Below are 15,428 nucleotides of genomic sequence, written 5' to 3' on the forward strand. Positions count from 1 at the left end.
CATAGAGACCACTTAAATGCAAAATAAATACCCACTCTGGAAAAACCTGATGTTGATTGTTATTACCATCATTGGGTTAATCTATGCCATTCCTAATTTATACAGTGAAGATCCGGTGGTTCAGATTTCTTCACAATCGCCGGTTGATATGCAACAGTTGGAGCAAACAGTAACCGGTTTGCTTGACTCAGCAAAGATTAAATATCTCTCGACAAGGGTTGAGAATGACAATTTGGAAGTACGTTTTGCTTCCACGGATACTCAATTATTGGCAAGAGATGTCATACGAAATAGTTTGGATAAAAATTACACCGTAGCTTTGAATCTTGCTTCATCAACCCCTCCTTGGTTAATGATGATAGGTGCTGAACCCATGAAACAAGGTTTGGACTTGCGAGGAGGTGTGCATTTTCTTTTAGAAGTGGATATTGATAGTGTCATCAATCGTCGCTATGAAGGCATTATGAAAAGCATCAGCCAGGATTTGCGTGAAGCAGGAATTCGTTACACTGGCATCCGTTATGTCGCAGATAAAGGGGTCAATATTCGATTTCGCTCTGCCCAAATTATGGAAGATGCGTTGGCAGAACTGAAACAAAAAATGCCTGGCCTAAGTTTTATTAAATCAAAAATCATCTTTGAATTGACGGCTTCTCTCTCTCCAGCTGAACTTAATACCATTCGTCAGAATACGATTGACCAAACCATGAGTATTTTGCGCAATCGTGTGAATGAGTTGGGTGTAGGCGAAGCGGTGGTGCAGCAGCAGGGAGCGACACGTGTCGCGGTAGATTTGCCTGGTATTCAGGATGCTGCACGTGCTAAACAGATTCTTGGAGGAACGGCAACCTTGCAGTTTCATCTGGTTGATCAAGACAATGATCCGCAAATTGCTAAGCAAACCGGTGCGGTTCCTATTAACAGCAAACTATACATGATGGATGGCCAGCCGATTTTATTAAAAAGACAAGTGGTGTTGAGCGGTGATTCCATCACCAGTGCCGTATCAAGTTTCGATCAGCAAACGGCAACGCCAGCAGTGCAGGTGCAATTGGGCGGAGGCGGAGAATCATTTTTTACCAAGATTACTCGCGAAAATATTGGTAAACGCATGGCCATTGTCTTTGTAGAAAGTAAAACTCGTATGGAGAAATCGGGTGATGGCAGCAAGCGAGTGACTTATCGCGAAGAGCGCGTTATCAGTGCCCCTGTGATTCAAAACGCCTTGGGAAATAATTTTCAAATTACTGGCCTGCAAGATAATAAGGAGGCGAGTAATTTAGCATTATTGCTGCGCGCTGGTGCCTTGCCAGCAGCGATTTATCCCATTGAAGAACGTACCGTTGGGCCGACGCTGGGCAAGGAAAATATCCGTCGTGGTATTATTTCTTTAGAGGTTGGCATGGCATTAATCCTCGTGACCATGCTCTTGTACTATCGCTTTTTTGGATTGGTTGCAAACATCGCTTTGTTGCTTAATTTAATCCTCTTGTGTGCACTTTTATCGATGATTGGTGCGACTTTAACCTTGCCAGGTATTGCAGGAATTGTGTTAACGGTGGGTATGGCGGTGGACGCAAACGTCCTTATATACGAGCGTATTCGTGAGGAATTGCGTAATGGCTTATCACCGCAGGCCGCCATTTTTGCTGGCTATGAACGGGCTTTTGCAACCATCCTCGATGCGAATATCACGACATTTATTGTTGGTGTTGTATTGTTTTCGATTGGTACAGGGCCTGTACGTGGATTTGCCATCACCTTGTCCCTGGGATTGCTTACTTCCATGTTAACTGGCGTTACGTTCACCAGAGCGATCGTTAATTGGTTTTATGGTGGGCGACCTGTTAAAAAATTATCAATTGGTATTTAGCGAGCTAAGTTGAGAGGTCTAGATGGAATTTTTCAATCCGAATTCAAACATCGATTTTATGGGGGCTCGAAAATGGACCGCCATATTCTCTATATTAATATTCATTGTTTCAATTTCTGCGTTATTGATAAATGGGTTGCAATGGGGATTGGATTTTACTGGTGGTACGCAAATTGAAGTATCGTATCCTCAGTCTGCTGATTTGCCTGCCATTCGTGATAGTTTATATAAAATAGGCTTTAAGGAAGCACAAGTCGTCAGTTACGGTACCTCAAAAGATGTACTGATCAGCATAGCACCGCGTTCTGATCTTGATCAAACGTTGCTGGTTGAACGAATTATGGAGCAGTTACCGGGGGCGGTAAAACAGCGTGTTGATTTTGTCGGTCCACAGGTCGGCCAAGAGCTGGCAACAAAAGGTGCGCTTGCTATTATAATCTCCTTATTAGCCACCATGGTTTACATCGCCATGCGTTTTGAATATCGATTGGCGTTTAGTTCAGCGGTTGCTCTTGTTCATGATCCCATATTAATTCTCGGCGTATTCGCCATGTTCGGTATCGAATTTGATTTGAAAGCGTTAGCCGGATTATTGGCTGTCATTGGGTATTCACTGAATGATACGATCGTCGTATTTGACCGAGTGCGAGAAAATTTTGTCAAGATTCGTCGTGCCAGTGCCGTAGAAATCATGAATACTTCTATTAATCAAACGTTGTCCCGTACCATTATGACCTCGGTATTGACGTTATTTGTCGTTGTTGCATTATTTGTGTATGGTGGAGAAACGATTCACGGTTTTGCTTTGGCGTTGATCATCGGTATTGTGATAGGTACTTATTCATCCATCTATGTGGCTGGAGCACTCGCTGTGGTGATGGGGCTTGATAGAAAAGATTTTCTGCCAATGCAGCGCAAGGAAATTGATGAACGACCTTAAACCGCTGTAAAAAATTTCTTTTTTTACAGCGTTATTATAAGCACTATTCCTCCTTTAAAAAGGGAGGAATAGGTAGCACAAACCTTTTAAGCTTCTAGCAATTTGTCAGTTTTTGCAGCGCAAATAAAATCGTTTAGCGACAAACCTTTTAATGCATGCGTTGTGAAATGAACATGGCAATAATTGTATCCCACTTTGAGATCCGGATGATGGTTTTCAAGATTGGCTATCCATGCTAAAGCATTCACAAAGGCCATGGTTTCGTAAAAATTCTTGAATGCAAAGGCGCGGCTAATTTCTTTATGATCATCAGAGACTTGCCAGGCATCGGCAAGTTGTGGCATTAACTGCTGGATTTGTTCAGGCGTAAGCGCTGCACCAATGCCTTCACAGGCTTCACAATGTTTGCTGCTGAGATCGCTGTTCATTTATTATCCTTTTATATTGTTATGTTGATAAGCATGTTGAAAGTGTATCAAGAAAACGATGGTTTTGTTGCTCCGTGCCAACGGTTACCCGTAAATAATGATTGAGGCCGTACGGATGAAGAGGGCGTACAATGATGCCGTGACGTTGCAATGCCTCATAAAGCGGACCCGCGTCGGTTTTGCAATCCATGGTAATAAAATTTCCTGCGGTTGGTAAATACCCAATGCCTAAGTTATCTAATCCATGTTTTAAGTCGTTTAAGCCGTCTTGATTCATACTCACACTTTTTTTAATAAATTCATCGTCGTCTAGAGCGGCGATTGCTGCCACGAGTGCCGCCTGATTTACGGTAAATGGCGGATTTGCACGCTGTAAAATGGCAGTGATTTCTTTATTGGCTATGGCATAGCCTAAGCGTAAACCCGCCATTCCATAGGCTTTGGAGAAAGTGCGGGTAATGATGAGATTCGGATGCTCAGAGAGCAATGTTGTGGAATTTTGATATTCCGGATGGCTGACGTATTCATAATACGCTTCATCAAGCACGAGTATGGTCGAATCAGGGATATGATTTAAAAGTTTCTTGATTTCTGCTGGCTCCAGCAGCAAACCGGTTGGATTATTGGGGTTTGGAATAAAAATTAAAGCTGTTTTTTCATGACATGCATGAATCATGGCATCGATATCCACTTCCCAATTTGGCTTAAGTGGGGTGCTGATGACTGGAATACCTAGTGTCTTTGCAAAAACACGGTAAGCAATGAACGACTGATCATGAACCAGTATTTCTTTATTGCGGTGCAATGCAAAACAAGTCATCATCAGCGAGAACAATACGTCGGAGCCATTACCTAAGGTAATCATTTCAGAATCTATGGATAATTTCTCTGCAAGTTTATGTCGTAATGGATGATTGGCTGCCGCAGGATAAGTCGCGATTCTTGTTCCAGAAATATTACTCAGCACCTCAAGGACGCGGGGACTACATCCTAACGGATTTTCATTGCTGGCTAACTTGATGATGTCTTTGATGCCTTGTTCTTGCGCCAATTCTTCTGCTGATTTGCCCGGTATATAAGGAGCCAGAGTTTGAATTCCTGGATGAGGTAATAAATGATAGTCGCAAGACATACTGGAATCTCTCAGATATGGTGTTTCATTATCTTATCGAACCTATTTATGAAAGAAAATGTTTTATGGCCAGGATAATGTTCACATTACTTGCTTTTAGTCACCAGTTGGACGTAATATTTTCCTGACCAACCTCAGGAAATGGATGATGACTATGGAATATGGGTTCTCGTTGACCGAAGTATTGGTTTCATTATTGCTCATGACCGCTACTTCTCTGGCATTATTAAAACAACAATGGTTAAGCATTCAATTATTTAATCAAATTCACCTGCAAACGCAAGCCTTAACTCAACTGGATAGTGCTACAGAACAAATGATGGCAGGGTTGAGGGTTTCTTTAATGGATGATCGGTTTAAGTTTACGCAAAAATGGACTGATCATGTGGCTCATCTCCATGTCACCTGGAATTGCATATCACAACAAAACCAGACATGCGAATTACATCGTGCACTAATTGCCAAATGACTGATAAAGAACAAGGGTTTGGATTACCCGAACTATTGATCAGTTTGCTGCTTGCAAGCTTTATTATTCTGGCACTCGTGAATCAATATGTTGGCGCGAAACGTCATGATCGTTTTACTCAATATGCTATAGAGCAGGCATTGGAGTTGCAATTGGTGACTGATTTGATGCGTGACAGCATCAGACGTGCTGGTTTTACGCCTTGTCTGAATATCAATCATTTAATAACGATTGACCGGCGCAATGGCCACAAAAACCTGCAGGCGATTGAAATTAAACATGCCCAACAAGATTCCATCCATATTCAACGTATGGATGAAGCGTTTGATTTAATGATTCACATCAATAATCCTACAGAATTTATGATCCGTAAATCAATGTTTAAATCTTCACAGGTGGTGTTGATTTCAGATTGTATGCATGCAGAAATTCATCAAATAAAAGCAGTCAAATCACATCAGAATGGACAGAGGATTACTTTATCTGAGCCTTTGTTGTTTAATTATCAGAAACCGATTTTTGTCGGGGAATGGTTGCAAGAACGTTTTTACATTCATCCTAAGAAAGGCGAAGCGGCTTTATTTTATCGTCTTAATCGTGCCGATGAACTGGCTTCTTTCATAAAGTCGATGCGCGTCCATTTAAAACAATCCGGCAGATACCTGGTACTTGCTGTGATTTTAGGACTCTCTCATGGCCAAGAAATACAATTTGAAACGTCAGTACGTTCATAAAAACGGTTTTATATTGTTAACAACCATCGTGATGGTTAGTCTACTCGCATTCTTGGTTTTGTCATTGATGCAGGGTGTATTTCTATATTCCAAAACAAGTGCACAGTTAGTATCCAATCATCAGGAATTTTATCAGATGGAGACGGTAGCCTATCAATTGGCATTCAGACAAGAGTGGTTCTCTGTGCCTGATTGTATTGTAGAAAATAGCGGCTGGAATCGGATGGAGAATGCATTAGAAAAATCTCATTGTAGGATTGTATTAGAGGGAAAAGATTATCATTATCTAATAGAAGACTTAGGTGAATATCCTGCTTTTTGTATACTTACTGGCAGTAAGATGGCTGGCAGCCATCATTGGCTGCTGAATGTGATAAATCACCAAGGTGATTTGTTGCAATTGCGTATTGCCAAGACTTCCGTCAGTCAACTATGTGATTCATCATCCGAACAAACGATTGAGGAAGGGGTTATCAGCTGGAGATATTTGCGTCACTCCTGAATACCCTCTAAATAAGCATTGCTGGTGCGGCTGAGGGAGCATTTTCTTCTACTGTTGTTCTCTCCCCTGCACTCGCTTGACTATCATGTGGGCTAACATGAGGAAAAATGATGGCTGGCGGGCGTGATGGGGGCGTGAACAGAGTTCTTGCAACTCCTCTCGGTGAGTGACTTGAATGTTTTGGGCTGCCAAACAGGCTGTTTCTGGTAGCCAGTGTTGAGGACCATGAAAAGAGTGGGTCTGAAACTCCTTCCCGTTCTTCGCGGGCTGGCGTATCTTTAGGACTTGGCCAAGCATGGGTGGTGGCTCGTCTGGCACTGGACTCCATAGGCATTTCACCATTTCTCAAGTTGATGACGCCTTGATAACTTTGCCCATGATGGCCACGTACGAGAACGCCTGGATAGGTGATTAAATGGTCAAAGCAGGTTCGGCAGCATAATTTGGAAATCCCAAATATAAAAGATTCATCATGAGGATGTTCGCATTCAACAAACAGGTATCGTGCGATTAACTGCTCGGCATGAATATTCTTAACGCTTGTCGTCACTGGTATGGGAGGCAAATCAAATTCACTGTCCAGCCATCCTTTTGCCGTTATATATCGTGTCTGCATTTTAAGTACAGCATCATGCATGGTAGGTAATAAAATGATGGCCGGTGCATCCATGCCAAAGGCTTGTTTTTCTTCGGCCGTAAACGTCATATCATCAATACAGACGGCGTGAATGAGTTTTATGGCCGCCTGTAACAGTACTTGAGTCTGTGTGTCAGGATCATCTCCGATCGTTCGTTCCGGGAATAATGCTTTGATGAGTGTTTTAGCATGGACTTCAAGTTCACTCAACGGACAGGAAGAAGTTAATTTTTCCGCATTTTTTTGCATGAAACGCTGAATGATTCGCAATTTTTTTGCAATAACTGCCATGATGATTTCTTGGTCACCATGTTTGCCGACATTAGCACCAATCACCAGTCGAGGAACTTCTGAAGTATCCAGAGTGACTGCTGTGCATGCCGACAAAGAAGAATTCAGTGTTAGAAGACGGGCAAGACTATCCATGCGGCGGATGCGTCTTGCATCGCATGCTGCTACCCGTTCATCAACGGGGGAATATTCATCGGCTACCCAGTTCCTAATATTTTCCTGCATCGCAAGGATTTCTTCAGACGTCCTGGGAGATAAACGCAGGACCAGTTGGTTCGATTCTGGTGAAGGTCCAAGTACTTTGATCCGCTCAGATAATTGGTCGAGGATGTTTTGAATGTCTGGAATTTCATTAAAACGCCGAATGGCAGCATCCAATTGCGAACGACTAATCTTTTGTTTTTCAAGTTCGGTTAAAAAGCTATAAAATGCAATCTTAAAGATAGAATCTTCTTGAGAATTCACCGCGACTGCAGTTTTGGCAAGTTCAAAATAAGATGATTTGACTGGCCAGGATAATTCCGTATTTTTTGCATAGGGTTGTTTTAATGCCCTAACCAAATGGAGCATTATGGTTGACCAATGTATTTCTGCAGATGTTGGCATGGTTTTGGTGTTTATCCGGTCTAAAATCAAAAACGGGGAATTCTAGTATGAAGAGTGTATGGGCGGCAATGAATTATTTAGATTATCGTTGTTTAATGCCTAAAATGGCGGTGACTGGTGAATATCATAACCATTCCCAAAGTGTTGGCTGCCTCGATAATGTCTTTGTCTCGAATTGAGCCACCAGGTTGAATCACTGCGGCAATACCATGTTGGGCTGCCATGTGGATGCTGTCGGCAAAAGGAATAAAGGCATCGGATGCCATCACGGCCTGATGGGTTGAAAAACCAGCGGATTCTGCTTGCCATAGACCAATGCGGGTGCTCATGATTCGGCTTGTCTGGCCTGCGCCAATACCAATGGTGGCTTCTTCCTTGGCAAACACAATGGCATTGGACTTAACGTGTTTGACTGCACGCCAGGCAAATAATAAGTCCCTCATTTGTTGTGGATTAGGTTTTCTAGTTGTGACGGTTTTAAATTGTTCTGCATGAATAGACCATTCATCCCGTTCTTGAACCAATAAGCCGCCATCAATACTTCTTACATCAATTTGGGGCAGTGCGAATGGCTTAGAGTCTCCAGTTATTAATACTCGAATGGTTTCCTTTTTAGCTAAGATAACTTGAGCTTCTTTGCTGGTGTCAGGCGCAATGATGACTTCAATAAATTGTCTAGCAAGCATGGTTTTGACCGTGTCTGCTTGTAAACATCGGTTAAACGCTAAAATGCCACCATAACTGGAAACAGAATCGCTTTCATAGGCACGTTCATAAGCTTCCACTTGTGTTTTGCGTGCCGCAATGCCGCAGGGGTTTCCATGTTTGACGATAACGCACACCTGTTCATAGTCAGGAAATGATTTCAGGCAATTCCAGGCGGCATCTGCATCGAGCAGGTTATTGTAAGAGAGAGGTTTGCCTTGCAGACACAAGGCATGAGCAAGTGAATTTATCATGGGAGGCGTATTAACATAGAGTGCGGCTTGTTGCTGTGGGTTTTCACCATAGCGCAAATCGTTCTGTTTTTTATGTTGAGCGATGAAATTATCCGGAAATGTGGCAAATTTTCCTTCTTCATCATTAAAGCGATTTAGATAATTGGCAATGATGGCATCATATCTTGCGGTGTGGGCAAATGCTTTTTTTGCCAACGTAAATGCCCAGTTTTTAGGCTTTTGTTTTGCATCTAGATACTGAATAAGTGTTGGATAGTCGTCTGGTGTAACAACAACGGCTATGTTGGCATGATTTTTAGCCGCAGCACGGATCATGGCAGGCCCACCTATATCGATATGATCCAGAGCGTCTTGTAGCCTACAGTCTGCCTGGCGAATCATGTCTTCAAATGGATATAAATTGACTATCAGCAAATCAAAAGGGCGAATGGCAAAGGGTCGCAAAGCTTTTTCATCGTCTGTGCCATTGGCCAGTAAGCCGGCGTGAATGGCTGGGTGAAGTGTTTTTACCCGTCCATCGAGTAATTCGGGAAAACCGGTATAGTGTTCTACTTTAGTAATGGGAAATCCGTGCTCTTGGAGTAAGGTAGCAGTCTTGCCGGTAGCAACAAGTTCAATGTTTTGTTGATGCAGTTTGGCGGCAAGCAATACAAGATCGCGTTTGTCAGAGACACTGATCAGAGCCCGGCGTGGATTAAAAAAAGAAGTGGTCATGGTTTATCTCACCTGGTTTAGAGGGCGTGGCGTTTTTGCAAACAATCCAACACCTCGTATAAATCAATTTGACGAAGGTGTAACAGGACAAGGAGGTGGAATATCAGATCAGCCGCTTCATTGATTAATTTGTCAGAATGGTCACCAAGCGCTGCAATCACAGTTTCTACGGCTTCTTCACCTACTTTTTGCGCGCAGCGGTTGACCCCACTGGTTAATAAGGCAGAAACATAGCTGCCTGGTAGTTGAGTTTGTGCTCGCTCGGCAATGACATCGCTTAAGGTATTTAAAAAACTGAATGTGGATGAAGCCGCCGGTTGAAAGCAGGTCTTAAAGCCTAAGTGACAGGCTGGACCGGATGCCAGGACTTGAATCAGAAGACTGTCGCCATCACAGTCGGTCACTATCTGCTGGACCGTCATGGTATTGCCCGAGGTTTCTCCTTTACGCCATAAACGTTGTTTACTACGACTGTACAGAATTAATGCTTTGGTCGTTAACGTTTGCGCAAGTGCATCTTGGTTCATATAAGCCAGCATCAATACTTCGCCGGAGCGTGCGTCTTGAATGATGGCGGGTAATAATCCATTCATTTTTTGCCAATCTAATTGTTCTATATTTAATGGATTCATAATCTTACCTCGATCTGGCTGGTGGCGAGTGTTTGCTTAACGTCCTGAATACTTAATAGTCGTTCATGAAAAACGCTGGCAGCTAAGGCTCCGTCTACATGAGCTTCCCGAAACACACGGACAAAATCGTCGGCAATACCGGCACCTCCCGAGGCAATCAGTGGAACATGGGTCAATGCGCGCATTTTTTGTAATTGATCAATATCATACCCTTGACGAACCCCATCGGATTGCATGCAATTAAGAACAATCTCCCCAGCGCCACGAGCCTGAACTTCAAGAATCCAATCGATGGTTTTACGTTTTGCAGGTTTGCATTTGAGTGGATCACCCGTATATTGATACACATAAAAATCATCCTCTATCCATTGACTGTCAATGCCAATGACCACGCACTGACTGCCGAAAGCTTCACTGAATTGATTAATGAGCTCTGGTCTTTCCAGGGCAGGACTGTTGAGTGAGATTTTATCAGCGCCGGCGTTTAAAATGGCCTGTGCTTTTTCAAGCGTACGAATACCTCCTGCGACTGTAAATGGAATAGGAAGAACGCTGGCGACTTTATGGATCCATTGAGGACATACACAACGGTGTTCAGGGCTTGCGCTAATGTCATAAAAAACCAATTCATCGGCCCCTTCGGCTGCATACAAAGAGGTAAGTGGAATGATTTCACCCACGATGCGATGATGACGGAATTGAATGCCTTTAACGACTCGGTTGTTGTAAACGTCCAGACAGGGGATGATGCGTTTGCTTAACATGGTGCAACCTCTTGAATGCAAGCGGATAAGTTGAGATCACTTTCGTACAAGGTACGACCTAGAATGACGGCTGCAATGCCTATCGTGGCAAGTTTGCGCATGTCTTCAAGATGGCGAATTCCGCCAGAGGCTTGCCAGGCAATGTCGGGAAAACGGCTAAGGGCTTCCTCATAAAGACGCACGTTAGGACCATTCATCATGCCATCACAGGCAATATCGGTGCATAGCACGTGTTTAATACCTAATGCTTCGTAAAAGGCCACGATGTGCCAAAGATTATAGGTGGTTGTTGTTTGCCAGCCGTGAATCGCAGGTGCGGGAGTGCCTTGGAGCATATGCACATCGAATGCCAACACGATGTTTTCGGCGCCAGCTAACGTTATTATTTGCATGGTCAGTTCTGGATCATTAATGGCGATGCTGCCAATGACGAGCTTCGTAATACCTGCAGCGAGGCAGGTTTTTGCACTGGCAAGACTGCGAATGCCGCCACCGACTTGAAGGGTGATGTTATCCATTTTTATGGTTTTTATCAGAGCCAATTGTTGAATTTCTCCCAAGCGAGCACCATCCAGATCAACGACATGCAAATGCGTCGCACCCTGCTTTGTATACTTCATGGCAAGCGCTTGGGGCGTTGATTCGTAAAAAGAAACACGATCAAATTGACCTTGTTGCAAACGAACGCATCGACCTTGTTGCAAATCAATGGCCGGAATAATCAACATGTTTTCTCCCATGCTTGTGTTAAAAAGTTATTTAATAATTTAAGGCCAGTATTAGCTGATTTTTCCGGATGAAATTGCATGCCAAAAACATTATTTTTTTGCACGATGGCTGTAAATTCATGGCTGTATTGGCAACGGGCCAAGGCATGATTATTGTTTAAGGCCGCGTAACTATGGACAAAATAAACCTGTTCATGGTCATTTATTCCTTGCTTTAATAAAGAGTCGCTATGCCAGTGCAAGTGATTCCAACCCATGTGCGGAACTGGATAATGTTCTTTGTAAGATAGACGTTGAATATGACCCGGAATGAGTCCCAAACAATCCACATGGCCTTCGTCGCTTTGTTCATATAACAATTGCATGCCAAGACATATTCCAAGCAAGGGTTGCGTCAATTGCGTCAATACGGGTACCAAACGATAGGCATGCAGCGATTGCATGGCAGGAGCAGCCGCCCCTACACCGGGAAGAATGACGTGACTTGCCTGTTTTATATCGTTTTCACAATGCGTTAATACAGGACTAAATCCCAGGCGCTTGATGGCATTCATCAGCGAGGTTAGATTGTTTCCAACCACATCAATGACGGCAATCATAAAACCCCCTTGGTGGATGGCAAGTGATTGTTTACCCGCTGCATGGCTTGTTGCAAGGCGCGTCCTAAGGCTTTGAAGCAGGCTTCAATCATGTGATGATGATTTTGTCCACGCACGCTAACATGCATGGTTGCCCCAAGACTGCTTGCCAGAGAATTGAAAAAATGAGGAACCATTTCTGTTGCCATGCCGCCAACAAATTCACGAGTAAATGGCGCATCAAAGGCACAAAAACTGCGGCCACAAAGGTCAAGGGAGACGGTTGCTAATGCTTCATCCATCGGTAGAGTAAATCCATAACGATTAATACCCCATTTATCATCCAGGGCTGTCCTTAATGCATTGCCAAGCGCAAGCGCTGTGTCTTCAATTAAATGATGTTCATCCACGTGAACATCTCCTTCGGCCGTTATTTGTAAGTGAAAACCGCCATGCTTGGCGATTTGTTCCAGCATGTGGTTAAAAAAACCAATGGGGGTGTTAATAGCACAGGGCTCATCGGAATCAAGGACGACGGTTAAAGCAATGGCTGTTTCCTTGGTGTTACGGGTGATGGTAGCGCGGCGTTTTTGATTTAAAATCGTATCGACCACGTTTAACCAGTTGTGTTGATTGGTCATGGGCAGATAAGCAACGCCTAAGTTGTCGGCTAATTGTTTATCCGTCTCGCGGTCACCAATGACCCAGCAACGAGTTGGGTTTATTTTATTGTTTTGCAAAAAACTATTGAGTAAACCGGTTTTGGGTTTACGACAAGCGCAACCATCAAATAAAGTATGCGGGCAAATAAATACGTCGCGAAAAGTAATGCCCTGAGAGGAAAACAGGTCGATGATATAATCATGGCAACGCTGAAAATCCGCTTGCGGAAAACGAGTGGTTCCCAAACCGTCTTGATTGCTGACCATCACCAGTTGAAATCCAGCATCCAGTAAACGAAGTAATGCCGGGATAACATGAGGGCAAAGACGGATTTTGGCCAAATCATCAATTTGATTGTCATGGGGTTCCTCGATTAATGTGCCATCGCGGTCAATAAATAGAATGTCTTGCATTACCGCTCTCCAGAAAACAAGGTTAAGGTGGACAATAATTGTGCGTTTTGATGTTCGCTTCCTACAGTAATTCGCAAGTGATGCGGCAAGAGGCCATGATCGGCAAAAAAGCGAACGGCAATGCCGTGTTGTTTAAACCATTGGGCCAGTGTCTTGGCATAAAGGGTTTTAATTAGGACGAAATTAGTGACAGTCGGATAAATCTTGTCTATCCAGGGCGATGATTGCAAGCCCGCGATAAGTTCGGTGCGCAGGAACGCGATGCGTTGTTTGGTTTGGATAAGCCAATCTTTGTCTTTTAACACCCATGAACTTAAATTAATGACTGTGGTGGATAAAGTAAAAGGAGCCATAATTGTTTGCAGTGCTTGAATAACCTGAGATTGCGCAAGAACAGCACCAAGCCGTAATCCAGCTAAACCATAAGCCTTGGACAGTGTGCGTAGGACGATGAGATTATCAAAGCCAGAGATGAGTGTTGCTGCACTTGGTGCATCGCTAAATTCAATATAAGCTTCATCGACAACAATCATGGCTTTGTTATTAAATTGCCGACATAGGTTGGCTATGGCGGCTAATTCAATGAGGTTCCCAGTAGGGTTATTAGGGCGACAAAGCATAATCAGTTTACAATTGGGCCGCCATGACTCCTGGATTGCCTCATACGACGGTTGAAAGTCAGTGTCATTTTCCTGTAAGGGACAATCAATGACCCCGGCTTGCTGTAAGCCAGCATAAAAGGCATACATGGAAAAGGTTGGTGGGCATTGGAGAATGCTGTCTAAACCGGCTCTTAAAAAAAACCGCATCAATAAGTCAATGCCGTCATCACTGCCTCTCGTTAACAAGAGTTCTTCAGGATTCACTTGATAACAATGAGCCCATTGCCTTTGTAACTCCTGTTGTGCTGCACGGGTTGGATAATAGTTCAATGCCATATCGGTGGATGTGATAGGCGACCAGGGCAATTCATTTGCATCCAATTTGTGCTTACAGGATTCATGATTCATGGAATACGTTTGAATAAGGGCCAGATCGGGGCGCATTAATTTAAGGACGCTCACAGCAATTCTCCCAATTGATTTAAACGTTGTTTCACCGCCTGGGCATGGGCATCAAGGCCTTCCAGCATCGCTAAGGTATAAGCTGTTTCGCCGATTTGCTGGAGGCCTTCCTCAGTAATGGACTGGACACTGATGGCTTTTAAAAAATCCATGGTGGACAATCCACTATGACTGCGGGCAAAGCCATTGGTTGGCAAGACATGGTTGCTCCCGGTTGCATAATCGCCTAAGGTTTCCGCAGCCCATGGGCCTAAAAAAATGGTGCCTGCATTTTCTATTCCTGACACCCAATCGGGAGCATCTGTGCGATTAATGATTAAATGTTCCGGCGCATATTGATTAATGATTGTCAGTGTTTCAGCGCGTTCAAGACAGGTAAAGATCCTGCTTTGTGCCAGTGATTGCAGAATAATGGCTTGTCTTGATAACGTTTGTAGCTGTTGTTTAAGGGCCACATTGACTCTTTCGGCAAAAGATGGACTTTCACAGATTAATAAAACTTGCGAGTCTATCCCATGCTCTGCCTGCGCCAGTAAATCCGCTGCTACATAGGCTGGATTGGCATTATCATCGGCAATAATCATCACTTCGGATGGGCCTGCCGGCATGTCAATGGCGGCACCGCACGGATCAATGGATACTTGAGTTTTTGCTTCTGTTACATAGCGATTGCCTGGGCCGAAAATTTTATCCACTTTGGGAATCGTATTGGTTCCAAACGCCATGGCGGCGATGGCTTGGGCGCCACCCACGGTATAAATAGTCTCAATTTGACATAAGCGTGCGGCAACCAATAAGTTTGGATCGAGTTGTCCCATGCTATTTGGTGGGGTACATAATACCCGTACTGGACATCCGGCAATCAAGGCCGGGATGGCCTGCATCAGCAGCGAGGAAATCAATGGCGTATGATTTCCTCCTGGTACGTATAATCCGACTTTGTTTAAGGGGCGGTACAAACGCTTGATATGAACGCCTTTTGTTGTGTTCACTTGCAGAGATTTTGGCATGGTTGCTTGATGAAAGGCCGTAATAGTCTGTATGGCAGTTTTCATGGCGGCAAGTGCGCAGGAAGATATCTCGGCCTCGGCAATTTGTTCTTTTGCAACGGTCAGGGAAGATAAACTCACTCCGTCAAATTCACGAGTAAAGCGCAGCAATGATTGATCGCCTTCTTCTTTAACGGCGGTCAGAATGGCGCGTACACTGTTTTTAGGACTATGACGTTGCTGTGGTCTTGCTAATCGCTGGCGTTTGCTTTCCAACGTCAAATCTTGCCAATGTTCAATGGTTAGCATCAT

At 43.8% G+C, this 15,428-nt stretch carries 16 protein-coding genes; 5 read left to right on the forward strand and 11 right to left on the reverse strand.

Annotated elements, in window-relative coordinates; translation table 11 throughout:
* Window positions 1–16 precede the first annotated feature (16 nt).
* Both secD and secF read left to right on the forward strand, forming a co-directional pair.
* Window positions 17–1,873, forward strand: coding sequence for a protein translocase subunit SecD (secD, locus tag E1O52_RS02015; RefSeq protein ID WP_133127044.1), 1,857 nt, complete (start codon window positions 17–19; stop codon window positions 1,871–1,873).
* Between the two features lie 22 nt (window positions 1,874–1,895).
* The gene (gene secF / locus E1O52_RS02020; RefSeq protein ID WP_133127045.1) at window positions 1,896–2,813 is read left to right on the forward strand and encodes a protein translocase subunit SecF; all 918 of its coding nucleotides are present in this window, start codon (window positions 1,896–1,898) and stop codon (window positions 2,811–2,813) included.
* An 86-nt stretch (window positions 2,814–2,899) separates the two neighbouring features.
* Here the strand turns inward: secF and E1O52_RS02025 are convergent, their stop codons facing one another.
* Both E1O52_RS02025 and hisC (E1O52_RS02030) read right to left on the reverse strand, forming a co-directional pair.
* Entirely contained in the window at window positions 2,900–3,241 is a 342-nt protein-coding gene (locus E1O52_RS02025; protein WP_133127046.1) for a 4a-hydroxytetrahydrobiopterin dehydratase, read from the reverse strand.
* 19 nt (window positions 3,242–3,260) lie between these two features.
* Window positions 3,261–4,373 (reverse strand): histidinol-phosphate transaminase, encoded by a 1,113-nt coding sequence (hisC, locus tag E1O52_RS02030; RefSeq protein WP_133127047.1) that lies wholly within the window; start codon window positions 4,371–4,373, stop codon window positions 3,261–3,263.
* Window positions 4,374–4,518: 145 nt separating this feature from the next.
* Between hisC (E1O52_RS02030) and E1O52_RS02035 the strand changes: the two genes are divergently transcribed.
* From E1O52_RS02035 to E1O52_RS02045, 3 genes are read left to right on the forward strand one after another with little or no spacing between them, the layout of a single operon-like run.
* On the forward strand, window positions 4,519–4,842 hold the full coding sequence (locus tag E1O52_RS02035) for a type IV pilus modification PilV family protein (protein WP_133127048.1): 324 nt from the start codon (window positions 4,519–4,521) through the stop codon (window positions 4,840–4,842).
* On the forward strand, window positions 4,839–5,576 hold the full coding sequence (locus E1O52_RS02040; protein WP_133127049.1) for a hypothetical protein: 738 nt from the start codon (window positions 4,839–4,841) through the stop codon (window positions 5,574–5,576). Before E1O52_RS02035 ends, E1O52_RS02040 begins: the two co-directional genes overlap by 4 nt.
* Window positions 5,536–6,078 (forward strand): hypothetical protein, encoded by a 543-nt coding sequence (locus tag E1O52_RS02045; RefSeq protein ID WP_133127050.1) that lies wholly within the window; start codon window positions 5,536–5,538, stop codon window positions 6,076–6,078. The genes E1O52_RS02040 and E1O52_RS02045 overlap by 41 nt, the downstream gene beginning before the upstream one ends.
* 7 nt (window positions 6,079–6,085) lie before the next feature.
* On the opposite strand, the gene E1O52_RS02050 is transcribed toward E1O52_RS02045, so the two are convergent.
* The 9 genes from E1O52_RS02050 to hisD form a co-directional block, all read right to left on the reverse strand.
* On the reverse strand, window positions 6,086–7,612 hold the full coding sequence (locus tag E1O52_RS02050) for a hypothetical protein (RefSeq protein WP_133127051.1): 1,527 nt from the start codon (window positions 7,610–7,612) through the stop codon (window positions 6,086–6,088).
* 92 nt (window positions 7,613–7,704) lie between these two features.
* Entirely contained in the window at window positions 7,705–9,285 is a 1,581-nt protein-coding gene (purH, locus tag E1O52_RS02055; protein WP_133127052.1) for a bifunctional phosphoribosylaminoimidazolecarboxamide formyltransferase/IMP cyclohydrolase, read from the reverse strand.
* A 17-nt stretch (window positions 9,286–9,302) separates the two neighbouring features.
* Entirely contained in the window at window positions 9,303–9,917 is a 615-nt protein-coding gene (hisIE, locus tag E1O52_RS02060; RefSeq protein WP_133127053.1) for a bifunctional phosphoribosyl-AMP cyclohydrolase/phosphoribosyl-ATP diphosphatase HisIE, read from the reverse strand.
* Window positions 9,914–10,681 (reverse strand): imidazole glycerol phosphate synthase subunit HisF, encoded by a 768-nt coding sequence (gene hisF / locus E1O52_RS02065; protein WP_133127054.1) that lies wholly within the window; start codon window positions 10,679–10,681, stop codon window positions 9,914–9,916. The genes hisIE and hisF overlap by 4 nt, the downstream gene beginning before the upstream one ends.
* Complete coding sequence (locus tag E1O52_RS02070) at window positions 10,675–11,409, reverse strand: 1-(5-phosphoribosyl)-5-[(5-phosphoribosylamino)methylideneamino] imidazole-4-carboxamide isomerase (protein WP_133127055.1); 735 nt, start codon at window positions 11,407–11,409, stop codon at window positions 10,675–10,677. Before E1O52_RS02070 ends, hisF begins: the two co-directional genes overlap by 7 nt.
* Complete coding sequence (gene hisH, locus E1O52_RS02075) at window positions 11,403–12,008, reverse strand: imidazole glycerol phosphate synthase subunit HisH (protein ID WP_133127056.1); 606 nt, start codon at window positions 12,006–12,008, stop codon at window positions 11,403–11,405. The genes E1O52_RS02070 and hisH overlap by 7 nt, the downstream gene beginning before the upstream one ends.
* A complete protein-coding gene (hisB, locus tag E1O52_RS02080; RefSeq protein ID WP_133127057.1) occupies window positions 12,005–13,063 on the reverse strand; it encodes a bifunctional histidinol-phosphatase/imidazoleglycerol-phosphate dehydratase HisB in 1,059 nt (352 codons plus the stop codon). Before hisB ends, hisH begins: the two co-directional genes overlap by 4 nt.
* Window positions 13,063–14,127, reverse strand: a complete 1,065-nt coding sequence (hisC, locus tag E1O52_RS02085; protein ID WP_133127058.1) for a histidinol-phosphate transaminase — start codon at window positions 14,125–14,127, stop codon at window positions 13,063–13,065. Before hisC (E1O52_RS02085) ends, hisB begins: the two co-directional genes overlap by 1 nt.
* A complete protein-coding gene (gene hisD, locus E1O52_RS02090) occupies window positions 14,124–15,425 on the reverse strand; it encodes a histidinol dehydrogenase (protein WP_133127202.1) in 1,302 nt (433 codons plus the stop codon). Before hisD ends, hisC (E1O52_RS02085) begins: the two co-directional genes overlap by 4 nt.
* Window positions 15,426–15,428 lie beyond the last annotated feature (3 nt).

The sequence above is a fragment of the Legionella nagasakiensis genome, assembly GCF_900639915.1.
Lineage (GTDB): Bacteria > Pseudomonadota > Gammaproteobacteria > Legionellales > Legionellaceae > Legionella_A > Legionella_A nagasakiensis.

Bases quoted from the DNA above. Each gene is read 5' to 3' on its own strand.
- hisC (WP_133127047.1), bottom strand. From the start codon at position 4,373: ATGTCTTGCGACTATCATTTATTACCTCATCCAGGAATTCAAACTCTG.
- E1O52_RS02025 (WP_133127046.1), bottom strand. From the start codon at position 3,241: ATGAACAGCGATCTCAGCAGCAAACATTGTGAAGCCTGTGAAGGCATT.
- hisH (WP_133127056.1), bottom strand. From the start codon at position 12,008: ATGATTGCCGTCATTGATGTGGTTGGAAACAATCTAACCTCGCTGATG.
- hisIE (WP_133127053.1), bottom strand. From the start codon at position 9,917: ATGAATCCATTAAATATAGAACAATTAGATTGGCAAAAAATGAATGGA.
- E1O52_RS02040 (WP_133127049.1), top strand. From the start codon at position 4,839: ATGACTGATAAAGAACAAGGGTTTGGATTACCCGAACTATTGATCAGT.
- E1O52_RS02050 (WP_133127051.1), bottom strand. From the start codon at position 7,612: ATGCCAACATCTGCAGAAATACATTGGTCAACCATAATGCTCCATTTG.
- hisD (WP_133127202.1), bottom strand. From the start codon at position 15,425: ATGCTAACCATTGAACATTGGCAAGATTTGACGTTGGAAAGCAAACGC.
- E1O52_RS02035 (WP_133127048.1), top strand. From the start codon at position 4,519: ATGATGACTATGGAATATGGGTTCTCGTTGACCGAAGTATTGGTTTCA.
- secF (WP_133127045.1), top strand. From the start codon at position 1,896: ATGGAATTTTTCAATCCGAATTCAAACATCGATTTTATGGGGGCTCGA.
- E1O52_RS02045 (WP_133127050.1), top strand. From the start codon at position 5,536: ATGGCCAAGAAATACAATTTGAAACGTCAGTACGTTCATAAAAACGGT.
- hisF (WP_133127054.1), bottom strand. From the start codon at position 10,681: ATGTTAAGCAAACGCATCATCCCCTGTCTGGACGTTTACAACAACCGA.
- secD (WP_133127044.1), top strand. From the start codon at position 17: ATGCAAAATAAATACCCACTCTGGAAAAACCTGATGTTGATTGTTATT.
- purH (WP_133127052.1), bottom strand. From the start codon at position 9,285: ATGACCACTTCTTTTTTTAATCCACGCCGGGCTCTGATCAGTGTCTCT.
- hisB (WP_133127057.1), bottom strand. From the start codon at position 13,063: ATGCAAGACATTCTATTTATTGACCGCGATGGCACATTAATCGAGGAA.
- E1O52_RS02070 (WP_133127055.1), bottom strand. From the start codon at position 11,409: ATGTTGATTATTCCGGCCATTGATTTGCAACAAGGTCGATGCGTTCGT.